The sequence below is a fragment of the Janthinobacterium sp. 13 genome (assembly GCF_002749695.1).
Classification (GTDB): Bacteria; Pseudomonadota; Gammaproteobacteria; order Burkholderiales; family Burkholderiaceae_D; genus Janthinobacterium; species Janthinobacterium kumbetense.
Genome location: NZ_PEEQ01000001.1, coordinates 3,001,218 through 3,021,477, shown reverse-complemented (window position 1 = coordinate 3,021,477; position 20,260 = coordinate 3,001,218). Strand labels below are relative to the sequence as shown.

Here is a 20,260-nt window from a genome sequence, read left to right as displayed (position 1 = left end):
TGACTCATTCCTTGACTCCGCGACACCTGATGCAACAACCGTTGCTGTCCCTGCTGCTGCTGGCCTTTGCGCCATGCGCCGTAGCACAAACCACCCCGGTCGTGCCCGATGCGGGCGCTATCCTGCGCCAGTTGCAGCCGGCCACGCCCGCCAATACGGCTCCCGGCGCGCCGGCGCTGCGCATCGAACAGAAAGAGGGCGCGCCGCTGCCCGCCAGCGCGCCCTTTCTCGTCACGCAGATCGACATCGCCGGCAACAGCGCGTTCGATACGGCCACCTTGCAGGCGCTCGTCGCCAACGCCCACGGCACGACCTTGTCCCTGGAGCAACTGGGAGAACTGGCGGCCCGCATCACCAGTTACTACCGCGCCCATGGCTATCCGCTCGCGCGCGCCATCGTGCCCGCCCAGACCATCCGCCAGGGCATCGTGCGCATCGACGTGCTCGAGGCGCGCTACGGCAAGGTGGGCATCGACAACCGCAGCGACGTCAGCGACGCCTTGCTGAACGCCACCCTGGCGCCGCTGCAAACGGGCCAGACCATCGGCCAGGCGGAACTCGACCGCAGCTTGCTGTTGCTGTCCGACATACCGAATGTCGCCATCACGGCCACGCTCACGCCCGGCGCCGAAGTGGGCGGCTCCGACCTGCTGGTCGATGCCTGGTCCGGCCCACGCATGGCTGGCGCTGCCTTCCTCGACAACAATGGCAACCGCTACACGGGCCGCGCCCGCCTTGGCGCCACCGTGTACCTGTACAACCCGCTGCACCAGGGCGACGTGGCCAGCGCCAGCGTGCTCAGCTCGGGCACGGGCATGTCGTATGCGCGGCTCGGCTATGACCTGCTGCTGAACGGCGCCGGCACGCGCGCCGGGGTGGCCATGTCCGCCCTGCGCTACCGCCTGGAAGGCGCCATGCGCCCGCTGCACGCACATGGCACGGCCCAGGTCGCCAGTGCCTGGCTGCGCCATCCGCTGCTACGCAGCCGCGATGCGAACATGTCGATCCAGCTGCAGTATGACCAGGTGCACTTGCGCGACCGCATCGACGCCAGCGCCATGCGCAGCGACCGCCGCCTGGATAACCTGAGCGCCACCCTGGGCGGCGACGTGCGCGATGCGGCCCTGGCTGGCGCCATCACCAGCTGGAGCGTGGCCGCGACGGCTGGCAAGCTCGACATCAGCGACCCGCTGACGCGCCTGAACGATGCCTTCAGCGCCCGCAGCCATGGCAATTTTGCAAAATGGAACGTCAACCTGTCGCGCCTGCAAAACCTGGACCAGCGCAACGCCGTGTACCTGGCCTTCGCGGGACAGTGGGCGGACAGCAACCTCGATTCCTCCGAAAAGATGAGCGTGGGAGGCCCGTACACGGTGCGCGCGTATGACGTGGGCGCGGCAGCTGGCGACCTCGGCTATTTCGGCAGCGCCGAATGGCGGCATGAACTGAGCGCCAGCGACGCGGGACAATGGCAAGCCGTGGCCTTCATCGACAGCGCGCGCGTGACGGTGAACCAGCAGCGCTGGGCGCCGGGCCCGAACAGCGCGCGCCTGCACGGCGCCGGACTGGGCGTGAACTGGGCGGGCGGGCAGCAGTGGAATGCCCGCGCGTACGTCGCCAAGCCCATCGGAGGCACGCCCGTCCTGCTGGCGGCGCGCAGTTCGGCCCGCCTGTGGGTCGAACTCAATCGCCGCTTCTGATGCGGCGGCAACAGCCGGAAGCCCGACTTTCGGCTGTTGCTTGATCCAACGCAAGACTTACCCACCAGCTATCCACCGTCTGTGCACGGTTTTTCCACAGGCTTACCCACAGCAATATGTGGGAAGCAGGTGGCAAAACTGCAGTTATCCCCACTTGTACCCGCGCTATCCAGCGCTTATCCGCAGGCTTACACACAGAGTTATCCACAATCCACAGGAAAAGGCGATTGCATCGCTGGCAAGCCGCTGGAATCAGCGGAAAAGGCAGCGACAAGCGCATGGCGGGCCAGATTACAAAACTTGCCAACAGCTTATGCGCAGGCTTGCACACAGGCTTATGCCCCACTTGTGCAGTGGCTTGCCCACAGAGTTATCCACATACAAAAAAGGCAGGCCATGCGGCCTGCCTGTGTGCAAGGGCTGACTGCGCCGCTTACTTCTTGATTTTCACGGGACGCGTCCAGCCATCGATGGTCACCTGGCGCGCGCGCGACACGGTCAGCTTGCCGGCCGGCGCATCTTTCGACAAGGTCGTGCCCGCGCCCAGGGTGGCGCCCTTGCCGACGGTGACGGGCGCGATCAGCTGGCTGTCGCTGCCGATGAAGGCGTCGTCTTCAATCACCGTGCGGAACTTGTTCACGCCATCGTAGTTGCAGGTGATCGTGCCGGCGCCGATGTTGACCTTCGAGCCGATGGTGGCGTCGCCGATGTACGCCAGGTGATTGGCCTTGCTGTGCGCGGCGATCTGGCTGTTTTTCACTTCGACGAAGTTACCGATATGCACGTCTTCCGCCAGGACCGTGCCCGGGCGCAGGCGCGCGTAGGGGCCGATGATGGAAGCGGCGCCGACGATGGCGTCCTCGATATGGCAGAAGGGCTTGATGTGTGCGCCAGCGGCCACCGTGGCGTTGATGAAGACGTTGTTGGCACCCACGCGCACGCCGTCGCCCAGTTCCACCCGGCCTTCGAACACGCAGCCCACGTCGATGGTGACATCGCGGCCGCAAATGAGTTCGCCGCGCACGTCGATGCGGGCCGGATCGAGCAGGGTCACGCCCCGTTCCAACAGCGCTTGCGCGATATTGTTCTGGTGGATGCGTTCCAGCTGGGCCAGCTGCACCTTGCTGTTGACGCCCGCCACTTCCCATACGGCAGCCGGGTGGGCCGAGGTGACGGCCACGCCATCGGCGACGGCCTGGGCGACGATATCGGTCAGATAGTATTCCCCTTGGGCATTGTCATTCGACAAGGCCGACAACCATTGCTTGAGCTGCACGGTGGGCGCGACCATGATGCCGCTGTTGATCTCGCGAATGGCGCGCTCGGCAGGTGTCGCATCCTTTTCCTCGACGATGCGCACGATGGCGCCGTTGTCGCGCACGATGCGGCCCAGGCCAAACGGGTCGTCCTGTTCCACGGTCAGGATGGCCAGCTTGTCCTTGCCGGCCGCCTGCACCAGTTGCTGCAGGGAAGCGGCGCTGGTCAGCGGCACGTCGCCGTACAGGATCAGGGTCGGCACGCTGTCATCCAGCAAAGGCAGCGCTTGCTGGACGGCATGGCCGGTGCCCAGCTGCTGCGCCTGCTCGGCGGCGTCGATCTGTACGCCATGGTTCACCTTGTAGCCGTCGAGCAACTTCAGCACCGCTGCGCCCCCATGCCCGTAAATCACGCATAATCGGGACGGCGCCAGGCCGCGCGCCGTGTCGATGACGTGCGACAACAGCGGCTTGCCCGCCAACGGGTGCAATACCTTGGGCAGTGCCGACTGCATGCGTTTGCCCATACCGGCAGCGAGAATGACAACGTTCATAGACCGTCTTTTATAAGTTAAGAATATGAAAAAGTTTAACACGCAGGCCCCGTCTTCCACGTCTTCCAGCCGCTTGACGTATGCCTTACTGGCCATGCTGCTCGTCGTCATGGCCGGCTGCAGCGGCTTGCGCCTGGCCTACAACAATGGCGATACCGTGCTGTACTGGTGGCTGAACGCGTATGTCGACCTGGACCGCGACCAGAAGGGCTGGGTGCGCGACGATATCGACAAGCTGTTCGACTGGCACCGCAAGACGCAATTGAAGGATTACGTGGAAATCCTGCGCACGGGCCAGAAGCAGTTGCAAGGCAATGCCACGCAGGCCGACCTGCTGGCGGATTACAGCGAGATCAAGCAGCGCACCCAGGCGCTGTTGCTGAAGGCGGCGCCCGAGCTGGCCGACCTGGCGCGCTCGCTCAAGCCCGAGCAGATCGCGCAGATGGAAAAGAAGTTCAAGTCGAACAATGAGGATTACCGCAAGAAATACCTGAGCGGCGACCAGGAGAAGCGCCAGAAACTGCGCTACAAGAAAGCCATGGAGCAATTCGAACTGTGGTTCGGCAGCTTCAGCAGCGAGCAGGAAGCCCTCATCCGCAAGGCGTCCGACGCGCGTCCGCTGAACAACGAGATCTGGCTCGACGAACGCATGCGGCGCCAGCAGAACGTGTTGAGCCTGGTCAAGAAAGTTCACCAGGAAAAACTCGGCAAGGAAGCCACCGTGGGCTTGATCACGACCCTGATCAAGGACAGTTTCGAGCGCCTCGAGCATTCCGAGCGCAAGGCCTTCTTCGATGCCTACGAAAGCAGCACGGCGCAGATGGTCATGACGGTGATCAAGATCGCCACGCCGGCGCAAAAAGCCCATGCCGTCAAGCGCATGCAGGGCTGGATCGACGATTTCAATTCCCTCGCCACGCAAGCCAGATAGCCAGGCAGCGCCAGCAAGGGGGAGGGGGCCATATGCTATAGTGGCCGCCATCGAATTGAAGAAATACCCATGCAAAAGAAAATTAAGAAACCCGCCAAAGTCCCCGTCCACCACGCGCCGCCACCGAACCAGGTGCGCATCATCGGCGGCCAGTGGAAGCGCTCCGTGCTGCCTGTTTTGCAGGCACTGGGCTTGCGCCCGACACCGGACCGCGTGCGCGAAACCGTGTTTAACTGGATCAACCACTTGCGCGACGGCGACTGGGCCAATGCCCAGGTGCTGGACCTGTTCGCCGGCAGCGGCGCACTCGGCTTCGAGGCGGCCAGCCGCGGCGCCGCCGCCGTCACCATGGTCGACACCCATACGCCCGTGATCCGCCAGCTGGAAGAAAACAAGACGAAATTGCGCGCCGACAATGTCCAGCTGCTGCGCGGCGACGCCTTGCTGACGGCGCAAGGCCTGGCATCGCGCGGCCAGCGTTTCGACCTGATCTTCCTCGACCCGCCCTACCAGCAGGATTTCCTGGCGAAAGTGTTGCCGCTGTGCGCCAACCTGCTCAAGGAAGGCGGCATGGTGTATGCGGAATCGGGCTTGCCGCTCGTCTTCGATGACACCAGCGCCCTGGAAAAACCGGAGTGGATGGCGCCGTGGGAAGTCATCCGCGCCGACAAGGCGGGCACCGTTTATTATCATTTGCTAACTTACAACAAAGTGCCGGCTACTGCCTGAATCTGCCTATAAATGAGGCAAAAAGGCTCCCTGGCCCGAGGCGCAACACCAAGGTGGTCACCAATTTCAGGCATAATGCGCGTCTATATTGGTGCATCGTCAGGGAGCCGCAATGGTTGTAGCCGTTTATCCAGGAACATTCGATCCGCTCACGCGCGGTCATGAAGATTTGGTGCGCCGCGCATCGGGTCTGTTTGACAAGCTGATCGTCGGTGTGGCCGACAGCAAGAACAAGCAACCGTTTTTCTCGCTCGACGAACGCCTGGAAATCGCCAACGAAGTGCTGGGCCACTATCCGAATGTGCAAGTGGAAAGCTTTTCCGGCCTGCTCAAGGATTTCGTGCGCAAGCATGAAGCGCGGGTCATCGTGCGCGGCTTGCGCGCCGTCTCCGATTTCGAGTACGAATTCCAGATGGCGGGCATGAACCGCTACCTGCTGCCCGATGTCGAAACCATGTTCCTGACGCCATCCGACCAGTACCAGTTTATTTCGGGCACCATCGTGCGCGAAATCGCGGCGCTGGGCGGCGACGTCTCCAAGTTTGTCTTCCCCTCGGTGAACCGCTGGCTGCAAAACAAGATTGCCGCCAACGCTGCCTCATCGCAATAAGTAAGAGTGAAATCATGGCATTACTGATCACCGACGAATGCATCAATTGCGACATTTGCGAGCCCGAGTGCCCGAATGACGCGATCTACATGGGCGCGGAAATCTACGAAATCGATCCCAACAAGTGCACCGAATGCGTGGGCCACTTTGACGAGCCGCAATGCCAGCAAGTGTGCCCCGTCAGCTGCATCCCCTTCAATCCCGCCTGGCGCGAAAGCCCGGAGCAATTGATGGCCAAGTACGAACGCCTGCAGGCGGAACTGCCCGCCGCCAAAGCCTGAGCTTTTCTCCCGCGCCACTTCCGGGCCACGTCTGCGTGGCGCCAGCTTCTGCCAACTGTTCTACACTGTGTGCTGACTTATCCACAGCCCATGGTTTCCACGGAGGTAGAAGATGCAAATAAGCACATCCCGTTTGGGCCGCTCCCTGGCCACCGCCTGCCTATGCGCCAGCCTGTGCGCCGCCGTGGCACGACCGGCGCTCGCCGTCGAGGTGGGCGGCGTCAAGCTGGACGAGACGGTGCAGCTGGCCAGCCGCGAATTAAAACTCAACGGCGCCGGCGTGCGCTACAAGGTCATCTTCAAGGTGTACACGATCGCGCTGTACCTGCCAGAAAAGAAAACCCAGCTGGCCGACATCCTGGCGCTGCCCGGGCCTCGCCGCCTGGAAATCGTCATGCTGCGCGACATCACTTCCGACGAGCTGGGGCAAGCCTTCATGCAAGGCTTGAAGCGCAGTTCCGACCAGGCCGACCGCACGCGCCTGCTGAGCCAAACGATGCAGTTCGGCGCCATGTTCGAAATGGTGCCCGGCCTGAAAAAGGGCGACATTCTCACCGTGGACTGGCTGCCGGAAGAGGGAACGTTGTGCAAGCTGAACGGCAAACAGGTGGGCGACACGGTGCCGGACCTGGCTTTCTATAATGCGCTGCTGAAAATCTGGATCGGTGCCCATCCGGCCGACACCATGTTGCGCGCGCATTTGCTGGGCGACATGGCGTAATCGGCTGGCGGCAAGCGTAAAAAAAGCCGGCGCAGGCCGGCTTGTCATTCTGCAACAGTTGCTCGCTCAGGCACGCGTCGACAGGGCGCGCAATTCGGCGGCATTGCTTGGCGACACGCCATCCATCTTGCCGAGCGTGCGTTTCAAGGCTTGCGCTTCGCGCATCTGCTGGCGCGCCAGGCGCTCTTCGCGGCTCAGCTTGGGACGCACCACCAGCATCATGGCGCGGGCGATGCCCACCAGCAAAGGCTTGAACAGCAGGGCGAAGGCGCCCACGGCGACGATCACCAGCACGAGTTGCAGGGCGTTCAGCAGGGAAATCTCCAGCACGGGTGCGGATACTGCGTACAGGGCGGAGGCGAAGGTAGACATAGTGTTCCAGTGCATTATAGAATTTGCCAGTACTATAGTGCAGTGCAACATATAAATCTAATTCCATTTCTTGATACCAATTATATGAATCGTGAATGGAAAACTGTAATATTTTTTTACGAGTGAAAATATTCGTGCCCGGCGCGGTTTACACTCTTAAGTAATCAATTCAACTTTTATCTTGGGCTTTCCATGAGTTTTCTGACGCTGGATCTGAACTTGCTGCGTGTTTTCGACGCCGTCATGACGGAACAAAACCTGACGCGCGCAGCCGGCCACCTGGCGATGACGCAGCCGGCGGTATCGAACGCCATCAAACGCCTGCGCGAGAGCCTCGGTGATGAATTGCTGATCCGCACGGCCTATGGCGTGAAACCCACGCCCCGCGCCGAAGCGCTGTGGCCGTCCGTGCGCTCGGCCCTGGCCAGCCTGGAAGCGGCTGTCACGCCGGAAACCTTCGACGTGTCGAAAACACATGCCACTTTCCGCATGGCCATGGCCGATGCGACGGCCGCGTTCTGGCTGCCTTCGCTGATGCGCTCGATCGAACGGGAAGCGCCCGGCGTCAACGTGCGCATGATGCCGCTGACCACGCGCGAACCGCGCCCGATGCTGCTGCGCGGCGACATCGACCTGGCCGTGGGCTTCTTTCCCGGCGTGGCGGCGCAATTGTCCAGCGAAACGGGTTCGCCCATCCGCCACGAGCGCCTGTATTCCGGCAAGTATGTGTGCGTGATGCGGCGCGGCCATCCGCTGGCCGACAAGGAATTGACCCTGGATAACTACTGCGCGGCCAACCATTTATTGGTGAGCTTTTCCGGCCGCGCGCATGGCTTGATCGACGAGGCGCTGTCGCAGATCCACCGCGAACGGCGCATCTTGTTGACGGTCAACCAGTTCTTCACGGCCGGAAGAGTCGTCGCCAATTCCGACCTGATCACGGTCTTGCCGCGCCATTTGATCGCCTCGACGGGCATGACGGAATCGCTGCTGTACAAGGATTTGCCGTTGACCTTGCCAGCCGTCCACCTGGACATGCTGTGGCACGAGCGCGACGCCCGCAGCCCCGCCCACAAATGGCTGCGCAATCACCTGGAAAGCATGAACACGCCCACCCTGCGCACGGCCACGGCGGCCGGCGGCGGCGTGGCGCCGAAACCGCATGTCGAGTGAAAAACATTAGCGGCACGAACGTCTGAGAAAATCGTAGCGAGCGGAAGTAAGTTGTGGCCGAGAAGCGGAACTGTGCTCAAGCACAGTGAGCATCGCAAGCCGCAAATTACGACGCGCAGTAGATTTAATCAGATGTTCATCATGCGTGGCTGCTGGAGCGGTAACCGATCCGGAAACCGCCCCAGTGCTTGCCCTCGACGTGGATGGGCACGGACAAATCGTGCATGACCTCGCCCGTGTCGCGTTTATAGGTCTGCAACAGGAACGCCTTGGTGTTGCTGCCGCAACGCTTGCCCGTGCGGTCGCTGAAAATGCGCTTGGTGCGGTTATTCACGATATCGGTGGCGTAATCGCCCGTCAGCGGCTGGGAAAACTTCTTGTTGTGCGTTGGAAAATATCCATTGTTGTCGACGGCGCCCGCATACGCCAGGTGGGGCAATGCCGCCAGCACGCCTTCCTGCAAGTCGGGCAGCACCTTGTCCGTGAACGCGTCGAATTTCGTGTTGTGCTTGGGCGGATTGGTATTCGGGATGGGGCGGTAATGGCGGTCGAACAGGGCGTCGCGCGTGATGCGCCCCGAGGCGATCGCTTGCTCGAAGAGTTTGCCCACGTCGCGCGCGGCGCGCTGGGCCGCCTCGCGGATCTCGTCGTGCGGCGTGGCCACGCTCGATTCGCCCAGGGCGCCGGCGATCACTTCAGCCCGCTCGGCCAGGGCCATGGCCGACTGCGTGGCGCGCGGCAATTCGGCATTCGTCGACAGCATGCTGTCGCGGATTTGCCCGATGGCGTCGGCGATCACTTGCGTCGTCTCGACGTGTTCGCGCGAGGCGCGGGCGATTTTCCCGATCTCGTCCTCGGACTCGCCCGATGACTGCTCTATATGGCTGAGCGAGGCGTGCACGCTTTGCACATTGCGCGCCGCTTCCGTGACGCCGGCCGCCAGCGAACTCATGCCGCGTGCGGCTTTTTCCGACTGTTCATTGATTTCGCGCACCATCACGCTGATTTCATCGGAAGCTTCCTTGGTGCGCTGCGCCAATTGCCGCACTTCCCCGGCCACCACGGCAAAACCGCGCCCATGTTCGCCGGCGCGCGCCGCCTCGATGGCGGCGTTCAGCGCCAGCAAGTTGGTGCGCGCGGAAATATCGGAAATGGCTTCCGTAAAGCCCGTGATGCGTTTGGATTTTTCCTGCAAGCTCAGCATGTTGCTGGAAGCGCCTTGCGCTTCCTCGCGTGCGTTATTGATGCGCTGCAAGCCCTGGTCCACTTCGGCGCGCGCCGCCACGCTTTCCACGCGCACGCCGGCGGCCACCTTGGCGGCCCGTTCCGCATTGGCGGCGATCTTTTCCGTCATCGCGGCATTTTGTACGGAGCTGTCGGCGATGTCGCTGGCCGTGCGGACATCGAGTTCCACCTTCTGTTTGACGGAATCGACAAAATACGAGGTTTCCGCCGCGCCGATCATGATGGCATCGATGGCGTTGCCCACCGTATCGGCGAACTGGTGCAAGCCCGGCTCGCCGCGCGGACGGCCGGCAAACGCCAGCAGCGCGGCGCCGATGGCGGCGGCCACGCAGGCAATCAGATAGGGATGGTCGCCGCCCGAGAGCAACAACAGATAGGCCAGGCAACAGGCGACGGCCATGGCCAGGATCGTGAATACAAAGAAACGCACCAGCTGATGCTGCAACTGCTTCATTTGTCCCCCGCTGCGCGAACCCGTCACGCCCCCGCGGGGACGTGCCGTAACCGTATGCGGGTGGGCACGATTGCCCACTTTGCACCCTGAAGTGACCGTCTGCGCGGCGTTTCAGGCGGCTACCGGATAGCAGAATTGTAGTTCTACCCTACAACATTTGTTCCGATAGCTCAATCAGAAAAGTGGGGCGGCTACACCAGGGTCACTTAATTGGCAATTTGGTCGTGTTTTTGACCTCTTCCATGACGGCATAAGTGTGGGTTTCCCGCACACCTTTCTGCAACAGCGTCTTGCCCAGGAATTCGCGGTAGGCGGCCATGTCCTTGACGCGCGCCTTGACCAGGTAATCGAAACCGCCGGCCACCATGTGACATTCCAGTACCTCTGGAATGATTTGTACGCTATGCTTGAAGGCGTCGAACACTTCCGGTGTCGTGCGATCGAGCACCACTTCGATGAAGACCAGCAGCGACACGTCGAGCAGCTGCGGGTTCAACTGGGCCGTATAGCCCATGATGTAACCGGATTCGTGCAACTTGCGCACGCGCTCCAGGCAGGCGGCCGGCGACAGGTTCACGCGCGCGGCCAGCTCCACATTGCTGATGCGTCCATCGCTCTGCAATTCCATCAAGATTTTCTTACTGATCTTGTCCAGCATTACCATCACCCCCAAATTAATATTATTTGGTTAAATTGTCGCATCAAAAACTATCTATTGCTAGTCCCCTGTATTACCAGAATTAATCCATAAGAATCCCCTTTACAATCGAATCATCTTAACGTCCGACTTTCTGTATTTTTTTGCACCAAAAAAGAGCAAGAATTACGTCAGTTTTCGTCCCCTTTTCCTTGTAAAGAGCACTTATGCACCCTGCAGGCCCCTCGGCTTTTACCCCGATTCCTTTTGCTGCGTTCCAGGCAGAAATCCTGCCCGAAGCGACACCACAACGCGCCGCCGTCACCGCCGCCTATAGGCGCGATGAGGTTTCCGCCGTGCAGTGGCTGTTGCAACAAGTCCGCCCCAGCAGCACCGAAACGATAGCCGAAGGGCAAGCCCTGGCGCACCGCCTGGTCTCGAACGTGCGCCAAAAACGCACACGCGCCTCCGGCGTCGATGCACTGATGCACGAGTTCTCGCTATCGTCGGAAGAGGGTGTTGCATTGATGTGTCTGGCTGAAGCGCTGTTGCGTATACCCGACAGTCAAACGGCCGACCGTCTGATCGCCGACAAAATCAGCAAGGGCGACTGGAAGAAACATCTGGGCGAATCGCCGTCGCTGTTCGTCAACGCGGCCACCTGGGGCTTGCTGATCACGGGCAAACTGGTCAGTACCAGCAGCGAATCGGGCCTCGGTTCGGCCATGACCAAGCTCATCGCCAAAGGCGGCGAACCGCTGATCCGCAAGGGCGTCGACCTGGCCATGCGCATGCTGGGCAACCAGTTCGTGACGGGCCAGACCATCGAAGAAGCGTTGAAGAACAGCCGCGACAACGAAACGCGCGGCTACCGCTACTCGTACGACATGCTGGGCGAGGCGGCCCTGACGCAGCAGGACGCGGCCAACTACTACGCCTCGTACGAGACGGCGATCCATGCCATCGGCAAGGCCTCGAACGGCCGCGGCATCCGCAACGGCCCCGGCATTTCCGTGAAACTGTCGGCCCTGCACGCGCGCTACAGCCGCGCCCAGCGCGCCCGCGTCCTGGAAGAATTGTTGCCGAAAGTCAAAGCGCTGCTGTTGCTGGCCAAACAGTACAACATCGGCTTCAACATCGATGCGGAAGAGACGGACCGCCTGGAACTGTCGCTCGACCTGATGGAAGCACTGGCCTTTGATGCCGATTTGGCCGGCTTCGACGGCATCGGCTACGTGGTGCAGGCGTACCAGAAGCGTTGCCCGTTCGCCATCGATTTCCTGATCGACCTGGCGCGCCGCAGCGGCCGCAAGTTCATGGTGCGCCTGGTGAAGGGCGCGTATTGGGATGCGGAAGTCAAACGCGCGCAAGTCGACGGCCAGGAAGGCTATCCCGTCTACACGCGCAAGGTCTACACGGACGTCTCTTACCTCGTGTGTGCGCAAAAACTGCTGGCAGCCAGCAGCCTGATCTATCCACAGTTTGCCACGCACAACGCGCAAACCCTGTCGACCATCTACACGTGGGCGAAACGCGACGGCATCACCGACTACGAATTCCAGTGCCTGCACGGCATGGGAGAAACCTTGTACGACCAGGTCGTCGGCCCCGACAACCTCGACAAGCCGTGCCGCATCTACGCCCCCGTCGGCTCGCATGAAACCCTGCTGGCCTACCTGGTGCGCCGCCTGCTGGAAAACGGCGCCAACTCGTCCTTCGTCAACCAGATCGTCGACGAAAGCGTGGCCATCGATAGCCTGATCCGCGATCCGCTGGAACAGGCGCGCCTGCAGGGCGGCTTGCCGCACCCGTCGATTCCGTTGCCGCTGGACATGTTTGGCAGCGAACGCAGGAACTCGGCCGGCCTGGACCTGTCAAATGAAGATACCTTGCGCACCCTGGCCACGGGCTTGGCGCAGCAACAGACGTGGCAAGCGGCGCCGCTGATCGATGGCGCCGTCAGCCTGAACGGCCCCACGCACATGCTGCACAACCCGGCCCAGCACGACGACGTCGTGGGCAAGGTCATGGAAGCCGGTCAAGCCGACGTGGAAACGGCCCTGGCCAGCGCCAGCGCCTTCGCCATGGATTGGCAAACGACGGAACCGTCGCTCCGCGCGCAAGCGTTGTTGCGCGCGGCCGACCTGTTCGAGGAACACCATATCGAGCTGATGGCCCTGGCCGTGCGCGAAGCGGGCAAGTCCCTGCCGAACGCGATCGCGGAAATCCGCGAAGCCGTCGACTTCCTGCGCTACTACGCGGCGCAGGTGGAACACGCGCCGAATACCCTGGCGCTGGGGCCCGTCACCTGCATCAGCCCGTGGAATTTCCCATTGGCCATCTTTACGGGCCAGCTGGCCGCCGCCCTGGCGGCGGGCAACGTGGTGCTGGCCAAGCCGGCCGAGCAAACGCCGCTGATTGCCCACCGCGCCGTGCAATTGCTGCATGCGGCGGGCGTGCCGCGCGGCGCGCTGCAATTCTTGCCCGGCAGCGGCGAGATCGTCGGCGCCGGCCTGTGCAATGACACGCGCGTCAAAGGCGTGATTTTCACGGGCTCGACGGAAGTGGCGCAATTGATCAACCGCAACTTGACCGCGCGTGCCGTGGCCGAAGGCATCGACATTCCCCTGATCGCCGAAACGGGTGGCCAGAATGCCCTGATCGTCGATTCGTCCGCCTTGCCGGAGCAAGTGGTGCAGGACGTGATGTCGTCCGCCTTCGACAGCGCCGGCCAGCGCTGCTCGGCCTTGCGCGTGCTGTTCCTGCAAACGGAAATCGCCGACAAGACCATCCACATGCTGAAAGGCGCCATGCAGGAATTGCGCGTTGGCAATCCTGACCGCCTGGCCACGGATATCGGTCCCGTCATCGATGCGGAAGCGCAAGGTAACTTGCTGGCGCACATCAACAAGATGAAAACCATGGCCATCGACCATTATTCGCTCGATTTGCCGACCGTCAAAGGCACGTTTGTCGCCCCGACCGTGCTGGAAATCAAGTCGCTGGCGCAATTGACGCAGGAAGTCTTCGGCCCCGTGCTGCACGTGATCCGCTACAAGCGGGCCGAGCTGCCGCAACTGGTGCAGTCGATCAATGACAGCGGTTACGGCTTGACCCTGGGCATCCATACGCGCATCGATGAAACCATCGATTTCATCACCAAGCGCGCGCACGTGGGCAATATTTATGTGAACCGCAACATCGTCGGCGCCGTCGTCGGCGTGCAACCGTTCGGCGGCGAAGGCAAGTCCGGCACCGGCCCCAAGGCGGGCGGCCCTTTGTACCTGAAACGCTTGCAGCGCAATGCGCCAGCCGGCGCGCAGCACCAGCGCCAGGCGCCACCGGCCCTCGATGCGCTCACCGTGTGGGCGAAGATGCATGGCCACGACCAGGTGCAGCAACTGGCGCAGGACTATGCGCGCACCACCTTGCTGGGCAGCACCACCGTCTTGCCAGGCCCGACGGGCGAGCGCAATACCCTCAGTTTTGCCGCGCGCGGCACGATCCTGTGCGCGGCAGCAACGTCCGGCACGCTGATGAACCAGCTGGCAGCCGTGCTGGCCACCGGTAACCAGGCCCTCGTGCTGGCGCAAGCGCCGGATCTGATCCCCGGCGACTTGCCGGCCGCGCTGAAGGACCGCATCCAGGTCGTCAGCAGCCTGGAGTCCGTCAAGCATGATTTCCAGATCGCCATGATCGAGCCTTGCCTCGATGGCCAGCTCAAACCGCTGCTGGCGGCACGGGAAGGGGCCCTGGTGGGCACCATCGCCACCACGCAAGAGGGTGTCATCCCCCTGTGGCGCCTGGTCGCTGAGCGGGCGCTGTGCGTGAATACGACGGCGGCCGGCGGTAACGCCAGCCTGATGATGCTCAGCGTCTAAAGGAACCCGAGAAAAAGTCCAGGGCGTTGTTGCCTTGCCTGGCCGTACATTCGTACTGCCTGCGGCAAGGCGCCTAGCCCTGAACATTTTTCAGATTATTTTGTTTTGAAATAAGAAGGGCGGAACCAGTGGTTCTGCCCTTTTTTTATGCACGCTAGCTGAAAAATCAGTTAGCCAGGCGCTGGCACAGCTGCTGGATCACCGTCAACGCGTACGGCGAAGCGACGGTTTGCACGAAACGCATGAAGTCGACGGCCGCCTCTTCGTTGGCGTTGTCGGAAATGGTGCGCATGACCGTAAACGGCACGCCCAGTTCAAAACACACTTGCGCCACGGCGGCGCCTTCCATTTCGACGGCCAGCAGGTCGGGGATATCAACTTTGAGCTGGTTCATATGCGCGGCGCTGCTGATGAACTGGTCGCCGCTGGCGATCAGGCCGCGGTGCACTTGCGCGTGTTGCAGACGGAATTGCGCAATATCCGCCGCCTTGAGCACGCTGGACACATCGTCACGCAGGAAATCTTCCGCCGCGGCAGCCAGTTGCGTGCTCAGTTCAAGGTCTGTGGCAAAGCGCTGCAGTCCCGTCAGCGGCACTTCGAAGCGGGGAAACAGGGGACGGGCGTCCATATCGTGCTGCAACAGTGCTTCGGCCACGACGATATCGCCGACTTTCACGTGTTTATCCCCACTGCCGGCCACGCCGGTGAAGACGATGTGGGTAACTCCGTACTTTTCCACAAGGATAGAAGCTGTCATGGCGGCGGCAACCTTGCCCAGACGCGACAGGACGCACACAGCGTCAATATTCCACAGGGTTCCCAGGGTGTAGTCGCGCATGCCGTGCGAACGCCTCTGGGGGCCTTGCATGGCTTCTACCAGCCCTTGCTGTTCTTCGTGCAAGGCACTGATGATGCCTAAACGCATTTTTTTGTGTGAATTCATGCTGTTTTTACAGGTTTTTTGGATTGCCAAACGGTTTACAGGGTGAAAACAGCTATTTCGGTGACTTTTCCATCGTTCGCGTTTGTCTCTGTGTTTTAAATAAAGATGTATACATAAAAATAGTAGTGATAGTAAACGGCCATTTTTTTGTGGATAAGTCGGTATACCGTATAAAAATCATCGACTTGGCGCACAAAAAAGTAGGCGCACAAGCATTGTATCTACGGAGGACTTGTTTGGGATAAAAATCGGGCTGTGGACAAAGATCGACTTTTCCCACATCTCATCCTGTGGATATGCAGGCACTTATCCACAGCAGCAAGCAAAAATCACGGATTTTCTTGCTGTAGTGGCATGTTTGACGTGTTTCGTTTGCCTTGATCCTTGCCTGGCAATCCTGGTTGAGCAACCACGAGCGTTGTTCTTTCATGAACCTTGGCATCCAGGTGATTCCTGGAAGACGGTTTGGCAGTGGCTCGCGATGTCGCCGTTGGCTTTTTTTTTAGCGGTTTTTGCATGCTTTTTGGAAATATCCCCGGACTTCCGCTTTTTTTGTCGGTTTACAATAGATCTATATATAAAAATAGTAGTAATAGTAAACGCGTTTTTTTCTGTGGATAAGTCGCTTTTTTTCAACAGGATCAATCGTTTACGCGCAAAATAAAGCGTGCATAATCGCTGTATCACGCGAGGAGCAAAATTGTATAAAATGCGGGCCTGCGCATAACTTCGTGTTTACTCACAAGTCATCCTGTGGATATCAAGTGACTTATCCACAATCGTCTCAAATTCCCCCTCTTTTCTACATCGAACCGCTTGCTGGCACGCTGCCTGCTCAAGCCTGTTGACGTTTCCATTTTGCAAAACGGTTTGGCAATGCTGTGCGCGTGATGCCGGCCGTGCCGGTTTTCGTTGCTCAGTTGTTGGCTGGATTTTTTTTTGTCAGTCAAAGAGGCGCGTCTGTTTTTTTGAAGAGAGGCTTGTCAACGTTCTCGAAGGCGAAGGACAGGCAAAGCGTGCGTTGTCGGGTTTACCTTAACAAGTTCGTATACAAGAATAGTAATAGTAGTTAACGGCGGCATCTTCTGTGGATAAGTCCGGATTTATCCTTGTAAACAATCGCTTGGCGTACGGATAAACGCTGAGTAAGGGTTGTATCTGCCGGGGATGGTTTTGGGATAAAAAAAAGGCGTCCAAAAAAATTTTCGTTTACGCACATATCGTACCTGTGGATATCCATACGGTTATCCACAGCTTGGCGACCCTGTTTTTGAGCTTGCCGTGACGCTCGGCCGTATCGCGGGCCACGATTAATGTCGCCCTGGCCCGGCACTGGTGGTAATCTCAAGGCGGCTCAGCAGCCATGCATGCATGAAGAAAGACAGACTCTGGTACAGGGACGCGGCGGGGAGACACGCCGCGCGACAGCTTGATGGCATACCGAAAGGAGCTTCATTGGAATCGGCAGGCGAATACGACTACATCATCGTGGGCGGCGGCACGGCAGGTTGCGTGCTGGCCAACCGGCTCACGCGCGACAAGGACGCCAACGTTTTGCTCGTGGAAGCGGGCGGCAAGGACGATTACGTGTGGATCCACATCCCCGTCGGCTATCTGCATTGCATCGGCAATCCCCGCACGGACTGGCTGTATTCCACGCAGGCGGATGCGGGCCTGGGCGGGCGCAGCCTGATCTATCCACGCGGAAAAGTGCTGGGCGGCAGCTCTTCCATCAACGGCATGATCTACATGCGCGGCCAGGCCGGCGATTACGACCACTGGGCCGACCTGACGGACGACGCTTCCTGGCGCTGGGACAAGGTCTTGCCGCTCTTTAAACAAAGCGAGGATTACTACGGCGGCGCCTCGGAAAACCACGGTGTGGGCGGCGAGTGGCGCGTGGAAAAACAGCGGCTGTCCTGGGATATCCTGAATGCATTCCGCGATGCGGCGCAGCAGGTCGGCATCCCGAAAACCAGCGATTTCAATGGCGGCGACAATAGCGGCAGCGCATATTTCGACGTCAATCAGCGCCGCGGCATCCGCTGGAATACCTCGAAAGCGTTCTTGAAACCGGCATCGCGCCGCCCGAACCTGACCATCATGACGGGCTGCCACGTGGAACGTCTGTTGCTGGAAACGACGGACGCGGGACCGCGCTGCGCGGGCATCGTGTTTACGGGCGGCGGCACGCAGTGGCAGGCGACGGCCCGGCGGGAAACCCTGCTGACGGCGGGCGCCATCGGTTCGCCGCAATTGCTGCAATTGTCCGGCATCGGCCCGGCCGCCTTGCTGCAGCAGCATGGGATTGTGCCGGTGCTCGATGCGGCTGGCGTGGGCGGCAATTTGCAGGATCATTTGCAGCTGCGCATGGTTTACAAGGTGCAGGGCGTGAAAACCTTGAATGTGATGGCCAGCAATATCGTGGGAAAAATGCAGATCGGCTTGCAATATGCGCTGTTCCAGAGCGGGCCCATGTCGATGGCGCCGTCGCAGCTGGGAGCGTTTGCCAAGTCCGATCCGCAGCAAGCCACGCCGAACCTGCAATATCACGTGCAGCCGCTGTCGCTGGATAAATTCGGCGAACCGCTGCACTCTTTTCCCGCGTTTACGGCCAGCGTGTGCAATCTGCGCCCCACCTCGCGCGGCCACGTGCATATCGCGTCGGGCGACAGTTATGCGGCGCCGAAGATCGTGCCCAATTACCTGAGTACCGAGCAGGACCGCGCCGTGGCGGCGGACGCCTTGCGCCTGACGCGGGCCATCGCTGCCGCGCCGGCGTTAAGTAAGTTTGCGCCACAGGAATACAAGCCCGGCGTGCAATTCCAGAGCCAGGAAGAACTGGCGCAGGCGGCCAGCCAGATCGGCACCACCATCTTTCACCCGGTCGGTACCTGCCGCATGGGCCTGGCCAGCGATCCATCCAGCGTTGTCGACAGCACTTTGCGCGTGATCGGCGTGGCTGGTTTGCGTGTCGTCGACGCTTCCATCATGCCGTACATTACTTCTGGTAATACGAACTCGCCCACCGTGATGATCGCGGAAAAAGCGGCGCAAATGATACACGCGGCCTGGAAATAGCCGGGCAAGCGTGCGAGTTTGCGCCATTCGGGCCGGCGAAAAATCCCCGTAGTTATACTGTATTGTGCGTTAAATTTAAGTTGTGTATTATAAAAATGACTAAGTAGTACAAAAAGTACAACTAGGAGACACGATGTCAAACGTAATCTTGGAAACAAGAAATTTGACCAAGGAATTCAAGGGATTCACCGCTGTGAGCGACGTGAACCTGAAGGTAGAGCGGGGCCATATCCACGCCTTGATCGGTCCGAACGGCGCCGGCAAGACCACGTGTTTCAACTTGCTCACCAAATTCCTGGTCCCCACTTCCGGACAGATCCTGTTCAATGGGAAAGATATCACGGCCGCCAAGCCGGCCCAGATCGCGCGCATGGGCGTGATCCGTTCCTTCCAGATTTCCGCCGTCTTCCCGCATTTATCCGTGCTGCAAAATGTGCGCATCGGCTTGCAGCGCCAGCTCGGCACCTCGTTTCACTTCTGGCAAAGCGAACGGGCATTGAACCAGCTCAACGACCGCGCCATGGCCTTGCTGGCCGAAGTCGACCTGACGGAATTCGCGGACACCATCACGGTCGACATGCCGTACGGCCGCAAGCGGGCGCTGGAAATTGCCACCACCCTGGCGATGGAGCCGGAAATGATGCTGCTCGACGAACCGACGCAAGGCATGGGCCATGAAGACGTGCACCGCGTGACGGAATTGATCAAAAAAGTGTCGGCTGGCCGCACGATTTTGATGGTGGAACACAATATGAGCGTGGTTTCCGGCATCTGCGACAAGATTTCCGTCCTGCAGCGCGGCGCCATGCTGGCCGAAGGCAGTTACGCGGAAGTGTCGCGCAATCCGCAAGTGATGGAAGCGTACATGGGCACCACCCACGCGGAACTGGAAGGGGCGCATTGATGGCGACACGAGCGAATGGCAGCGCACCCGCGCTGGAAATTGCACAACTGCACACCTGGTATGGCGAATCGCACATCCTGCACGACGTGAACCTGAAAGTGGAGCAGGGCGAGGTGGTGACTTTGCTGGGCCGCAACGGCGCCGGCCGCACCACCACCTTGCGCGCCATCATGGGGCTGACGGGCGCGCGCACGGGCTCCATCAAAGTCAACGGCGTCGAAGCGATAGGTTTGGCCACGCACAAAATCGCCCACCTGGGCATCGGGTATTGTCCTGAAGAGCGCGGCATTTTTTCCTCGCTGTCGACGGAGGAAAACCTGTTGCTGCCGCCGACCCTGGCCAGCGGCGAGAAGGGCATGTCGGTGGAGGAAATCTACGCCATGTTCCCGAACTTGCAGGAACGCCGCCACAGCCAGGGCACGCGCCTGTCGGGCGGGGAACAGCAGATGCTGGCCGTGGCGCGCATCCTGCGCACGGGCGCGCGTTTGCTGCTGCTCGATGAAATTTCCGAAGGCCTGGCGCCCGTCATCGTGCAAGGCTTGGCGCGCATGATCACCACCCTGAAAGCAAAGGGTTACACCATCGTCATGGTGGAACAGAATTTCCGGTTTGCCGCGCCGCTGGCGGACCGGTTTTATGTGATGGAGCACGGTCAGATCGTCGAGACTTTTGCTGCATCCGAACTGGAGGCCAAGATGCCGGTATTGACCGAGCTGCTTGGCGTGTAGTCCCCATGTAGTCTGTTGTACTCGTCATCGTCCAGCAATCGACTGAATAGCAAACAATAA

At 60.4% G+C, this 20,260-nt stretch carries 16 protein-coding genes; 11 read left to right on the top strand and 5 right to left on the bottom strand.

Going from position 1 to position 20,260, the window contains the following annotated elements; translation table 11 throughout:
• Window positions 1–29 precede the first annotated feature (29 nt).
• A complete protein-coding gene (locus CLU94_RS13355; RefSeq protein ID WP_257218792.1) occupies window positions 30–1,700 on the top strand; it encodes a ShlB/FhaC/HecB family hemolysin secretion/activation protein in 1,671 nt (556 codons plus the stop codon).
• Between the two features lie 433 nt (window positions 1,701–2,133).
• Here the strand turns inward: CLU94_RS13355 and glmU are convergent, their stop codons facing one another.
• Window positions 2,134–3,510 carry a bifunctional UDP-N-acetylglucosamine diphosphorylase/glucosamine-1-phosphate N-acetyltransferase GlmU gene (glmU, locus tag CLU94_RS13350; RefSeq protein ID WP_099665959.1) on the bottom strand — a complete coding sequence of 459 codons (1,377 nt, stop codon included), beginning with the start codon at window positions 3,508–3,510 and terminating at the stop codon, window positions 2,134–2,136.
• 25 nt (window positions 3,511–3,535) lie between these two features.
• On the opposite strand from glmU, the gene CLU94_RS13345 reads away from it, so the two are divergent.
• The 5 genes from CLU94_RS13345 (at window position 3,536) to CLU94_RS13325 (ending at window position 6,782) form a co-directional block, all read left to right on the top strand.
• Window positions 3,536–4,441, top strand: coding sequence for a DUF6279 family lipoprotein (locus CLU94_RS13345; protein WP_180278654.1), 906 nt, complete (start codon window positions 3,536–3,538; stop codon window positions 4,439–4,441).
• A 69-nt stretch (window positions 4,442–4,510) separates the two neighbouring features.
• A complete protein-coding gene (rsmD, locus tag CLU94_RS13340) occupies window positions 4,511–5,170 on the top strand; it encodes a 16S rRNA (guanine(966)-N(2))-methyltransferase RsmD (protein WP_099665958.1) in 660 nt (219 codons plus the stop codon).
• Between the two features lie 112 nt (window positions 5,171–5,282).
• Window positions 5,283–5,780 (top strand): pantetheine-phosphate adenylyltransferase, encoded by a 498-nt coding sequence (gene coaD / locus CLU94_RS13335; protein WP_034752633.1) that lies wholly within the window; start codon window positions 5,283–5,285, stop codon window positions 5,778–5,780.
• 14 nt (window positions 5,781–5,794) lie between these two features.
• A complete protein-coding gene (locus CLU94_RS13330) occupies window positions 5,795–6,061 on the top strand; it encodes a YfhL family 4Fe-4S dicluster ferredoxin (RefSeq protein WP_077398358.1) in 267 nt (88 codons plus the stop codon).
• Window positions 6,062–6,173: 112 nt separating this feature from the next.
• Window positions 6,174–6,782 (top strand): chalcone isomerase family protein, encoded by a 609-nt coding sequence (locus tag CLU94_RS13325; protein ID WP_099665957.1) that lies wholly within the window; start codon window positions 6,174–6,176, stop codon window positions 6,780–6,782.
• 66 nt (window positions 6,783–6,848) lie between these two features.
• Here CLU94_RS13325 and CLU94_RS13320 read toward each other — a convergent pair whose 3' ends face one another.
• Entirely contained in the window at window positions 6,849–7,154 is a 306-nt protein-coding gene (locus tag CLU94_RS13320) for a hypothetical protein (RefSeq protein ID WP_034752641.1), read from the bottom strand.
• A gap of 192 nt (window positions 7,155–7,346) precedes the next feature.
• Between CLU94_RS13320 and CLU94_RS13315 the strand changes: the two genes are divergently transcribed.
• Window positions 7,347–8,327 (top strand): LysR family transcriptional regulator, encoded by a 981-nt coding sequence (locus tag CLU94_RS13315; protein ID WP_034783859.1) that lies wholly within the window; start codon window positions 7,347–7,349, stop codon window positions 8,325–8,327.
• A gap of 139 nt (window positions 8,328–8,466) precedes the next feature.
• Here the strand turns inward: CLU94_RS13315 and CLU94_RS13310 are convergent, their stop codons facing one another.
• Both CLU94_RS13310 and CLU94_RS13305 read right to left on the bottom strand, forming a co-directional pair.
• Window positions 8,467–10,026: a methyl-accepting chemotaxis protein gene (locus tag CLU94_RS13310; RefSeq protein ID WP_099665956.1), complete on the bottom strand. Its 1,560-nt coding sequence runs from the start codon at window positions 10,024–10,026 to the stop codon at window positions 8,467–8,469.
• 202 nt (window positions 10,027–10,228) lie between these two features.
• A complete protein-coding gene (locus CLU94_RS13305; RefSeq protein ID WP_010393827.1) occupies window positions 10,229–10,684 on the bottom strand; it encodes an Lrp/AsnC ligand binding domain-containing protein in 456 nt (151 codons plus the stop codon).
• 206 nt (window positions 10,685–10,890) lie between these two features.
• Here CLU94_RS13305 and putA point away from each other — a divergent pair, with 206 nt between their 5' ends.
• Window positions 10,891–14,544, top strand: a complete 3,654-nt coding sequence (putA, locus tag CLU94_RS13300; protein ID WP_099665955.1) for a trifunctional transcriptional regulator/proline dehydrogenase/L-glutamate gamma-semialdehyde dehydrogenase — start codon at window positions 10,891–10,893, stop codon at window positions 14,542–14,544.
• A 166-nt stretch (window positions 14,545–14,710) separates the two neighbouring features.
• Here the strand turns inward: putA and CLU94_RS13295 are convergent, their stop codons facing one another.
• Complete coding sequence (locus tag CLU94_RS13295) at window positions 14,711–15,487, bottom strand: 5'-methylthioadenosine/adenosylhomocysteine nucleosidase (RefSeq protein ID WP_099665954.1); 777 nt, start codon at window positions 15,485–15,487, stop codon at window positions 14,711–14,713.
• A gap of 1,455 nt (window positions 15,488–16,942) precedes the next feature.
• Between CLU94_RS13295 and CLU94_RS13290 the strand changes: the two genes are divergently transcribed.
• From CLU94_RS13290 to CLU94_RS13280, 3 genes are all read left to right on the top strand, one after another.
• On the top strand, window positions 16,943–18,568 hold the full coding sequence (locus CLU94_RS13290; RefSeq protein WP_099665953.1) for a GMC family oxidoreductase: 1,626 nt from the start codon (window positions 16,943–16,945) through the stop codon (window positions 18,566–18,568).
• Window positions 18,569–18,701: 133 nt separating this feature from the next.
• Window positions 18,702–19,472, top strand: a complete 771-nt coding sequence (locus CLU94_RS13285) for an ABC transporter ATP-binding protein (RefSeq protein WP_034752653.1) — start codon at window positions 18,702–18,704, stop codon at window positions 19,470–19,472.
• Window positions 19,472–20,200, top strand: a complete 729-nt coding sequence (locus CLU94_RS13280; protein WP_077398364.1) for an ABC transporter ATP-binding protein — start codon at window positions 19,472–19,474, stop codon at window positions 20,198–20,200. Before CLU94_RS13285 ends, CLU94_RS13280 begins: the two co-directional genes overlap by 1 nt.
• Window positions 20,201–20,260: the final 60 nt, after the last annotated feature.

What these genes read in the sequence shown, in the direction of transcription:
- CLU94_RS13355 (WP_257218792.1), top strand. Translation starts at nt 30, where the DNA reads ATGCAACAACCGTTGCTGTCCCTGCTGCTGCTGGCCTTTGCGCCATGC.
- glmU (WP_099665959.1), bottom strand. Translation starts at nt 3,510, where the DNA reads ATGAACGTTGTCATTCTCGCTGCCGGTATGGGCAAACGCATGCAGTCG.
- CLU94_RS13345 (WP_180278654.1), top strand. Translation starts at nt 3,536, where the DNA reads ATGAAAAAGTTTAACACGCAGGCCCCGTCTTCCACGTCTTCCAGCCGC.
- rsmD (WP_099665958.1), top strand. Translation starts at nt 4,511, where the DNA reads ATGCAAAAGAAAATTAAGAAACCCGCCAAAGTCCCCGTCCACCACGCG.
- coaD (WP_034752633.1), top strand. Translation starts at nt 5,283, where the DNA reads ATGGTTGTAGCCGTTTATCCAGGAACATTCGATCCGCTCACGCGCGGT.
- CLU94_RS13330 (WP_077398358.1), top strand. Translation starts at nt 5,795, where the DNA reads ATGGCATTACTGATCACCGACGAATGCATCAATTGCGACATTTGCGAG.
- CLU94_RS13325 (WP_099665957.1), top strand. Translation starts at nt 6,174, where the DNA reads ATGCAAATAAGCACATCCCGTTTGGGCCGCTCCCTGGCCACCGCCTGC.
- CLU94_RS13320 (WP_034752641.1), bottom strand. Translation starts at nt 7,154, where the DNA reads ATGTCTACCTTCGCCTCCGCCCTGTACGCAGTATCCGCACCCGTGCTG.
- CLU94_RS13315 (WP_034783859.1), top strand. Translation starts at nt 7,347, where the DNA reads ATGAGTTTTCTGACGCTGGATCTGAACTTGCTGCGTGTTTTCGACGCC.
- CLU94_RS13310 (WP_099665956.1), bottom strand. Translation starts at nt 10,026, where the DNA reads ATGAAGCAGTTGCAGCATCAGCTGGTGCGTTTCTTTGTATTCACGATC.
- CLU94_RS13305 (WP_010393827.1), bottom strand. Translation starts at nt 10,684, where the DNA reads ATGCTGGACAAGATCAGTAAGAAAATCTTGATGGAATTGCAGAGCGAT.
- putA (WP_099665955.1), top strand. Translation starts at nt 10,891, where the DNA reads ATGCACCCTGCAGGCCCCTCGGCTTTTACCCCGATTCCTTTTGCTGCG.
- CLU94_RS13295 (WP_099665954.1), bottom strand. Translation starts at nt 15,487, where the DNA reads ATGAATTCACACAAAAAAATGCGTTTAGGCATCATCAGTGCCTTGCAC.
- CLU94_RS13285 (WP_034752653.1), top strand. Translation starts at nt 18,702, where the DNA reads ATGTCAAACGTAATCTTGGAAACAAGAAATTTGACCAAGGAATTCAAG.
- CLU94_RS13280 (WP_077398364.1), top strand. Translation starts at nt 19,472, where the DNA reads ATGGCGACACGAGCGAATGGCAGCGCACCCGCGCTGGAAATTGCACAA.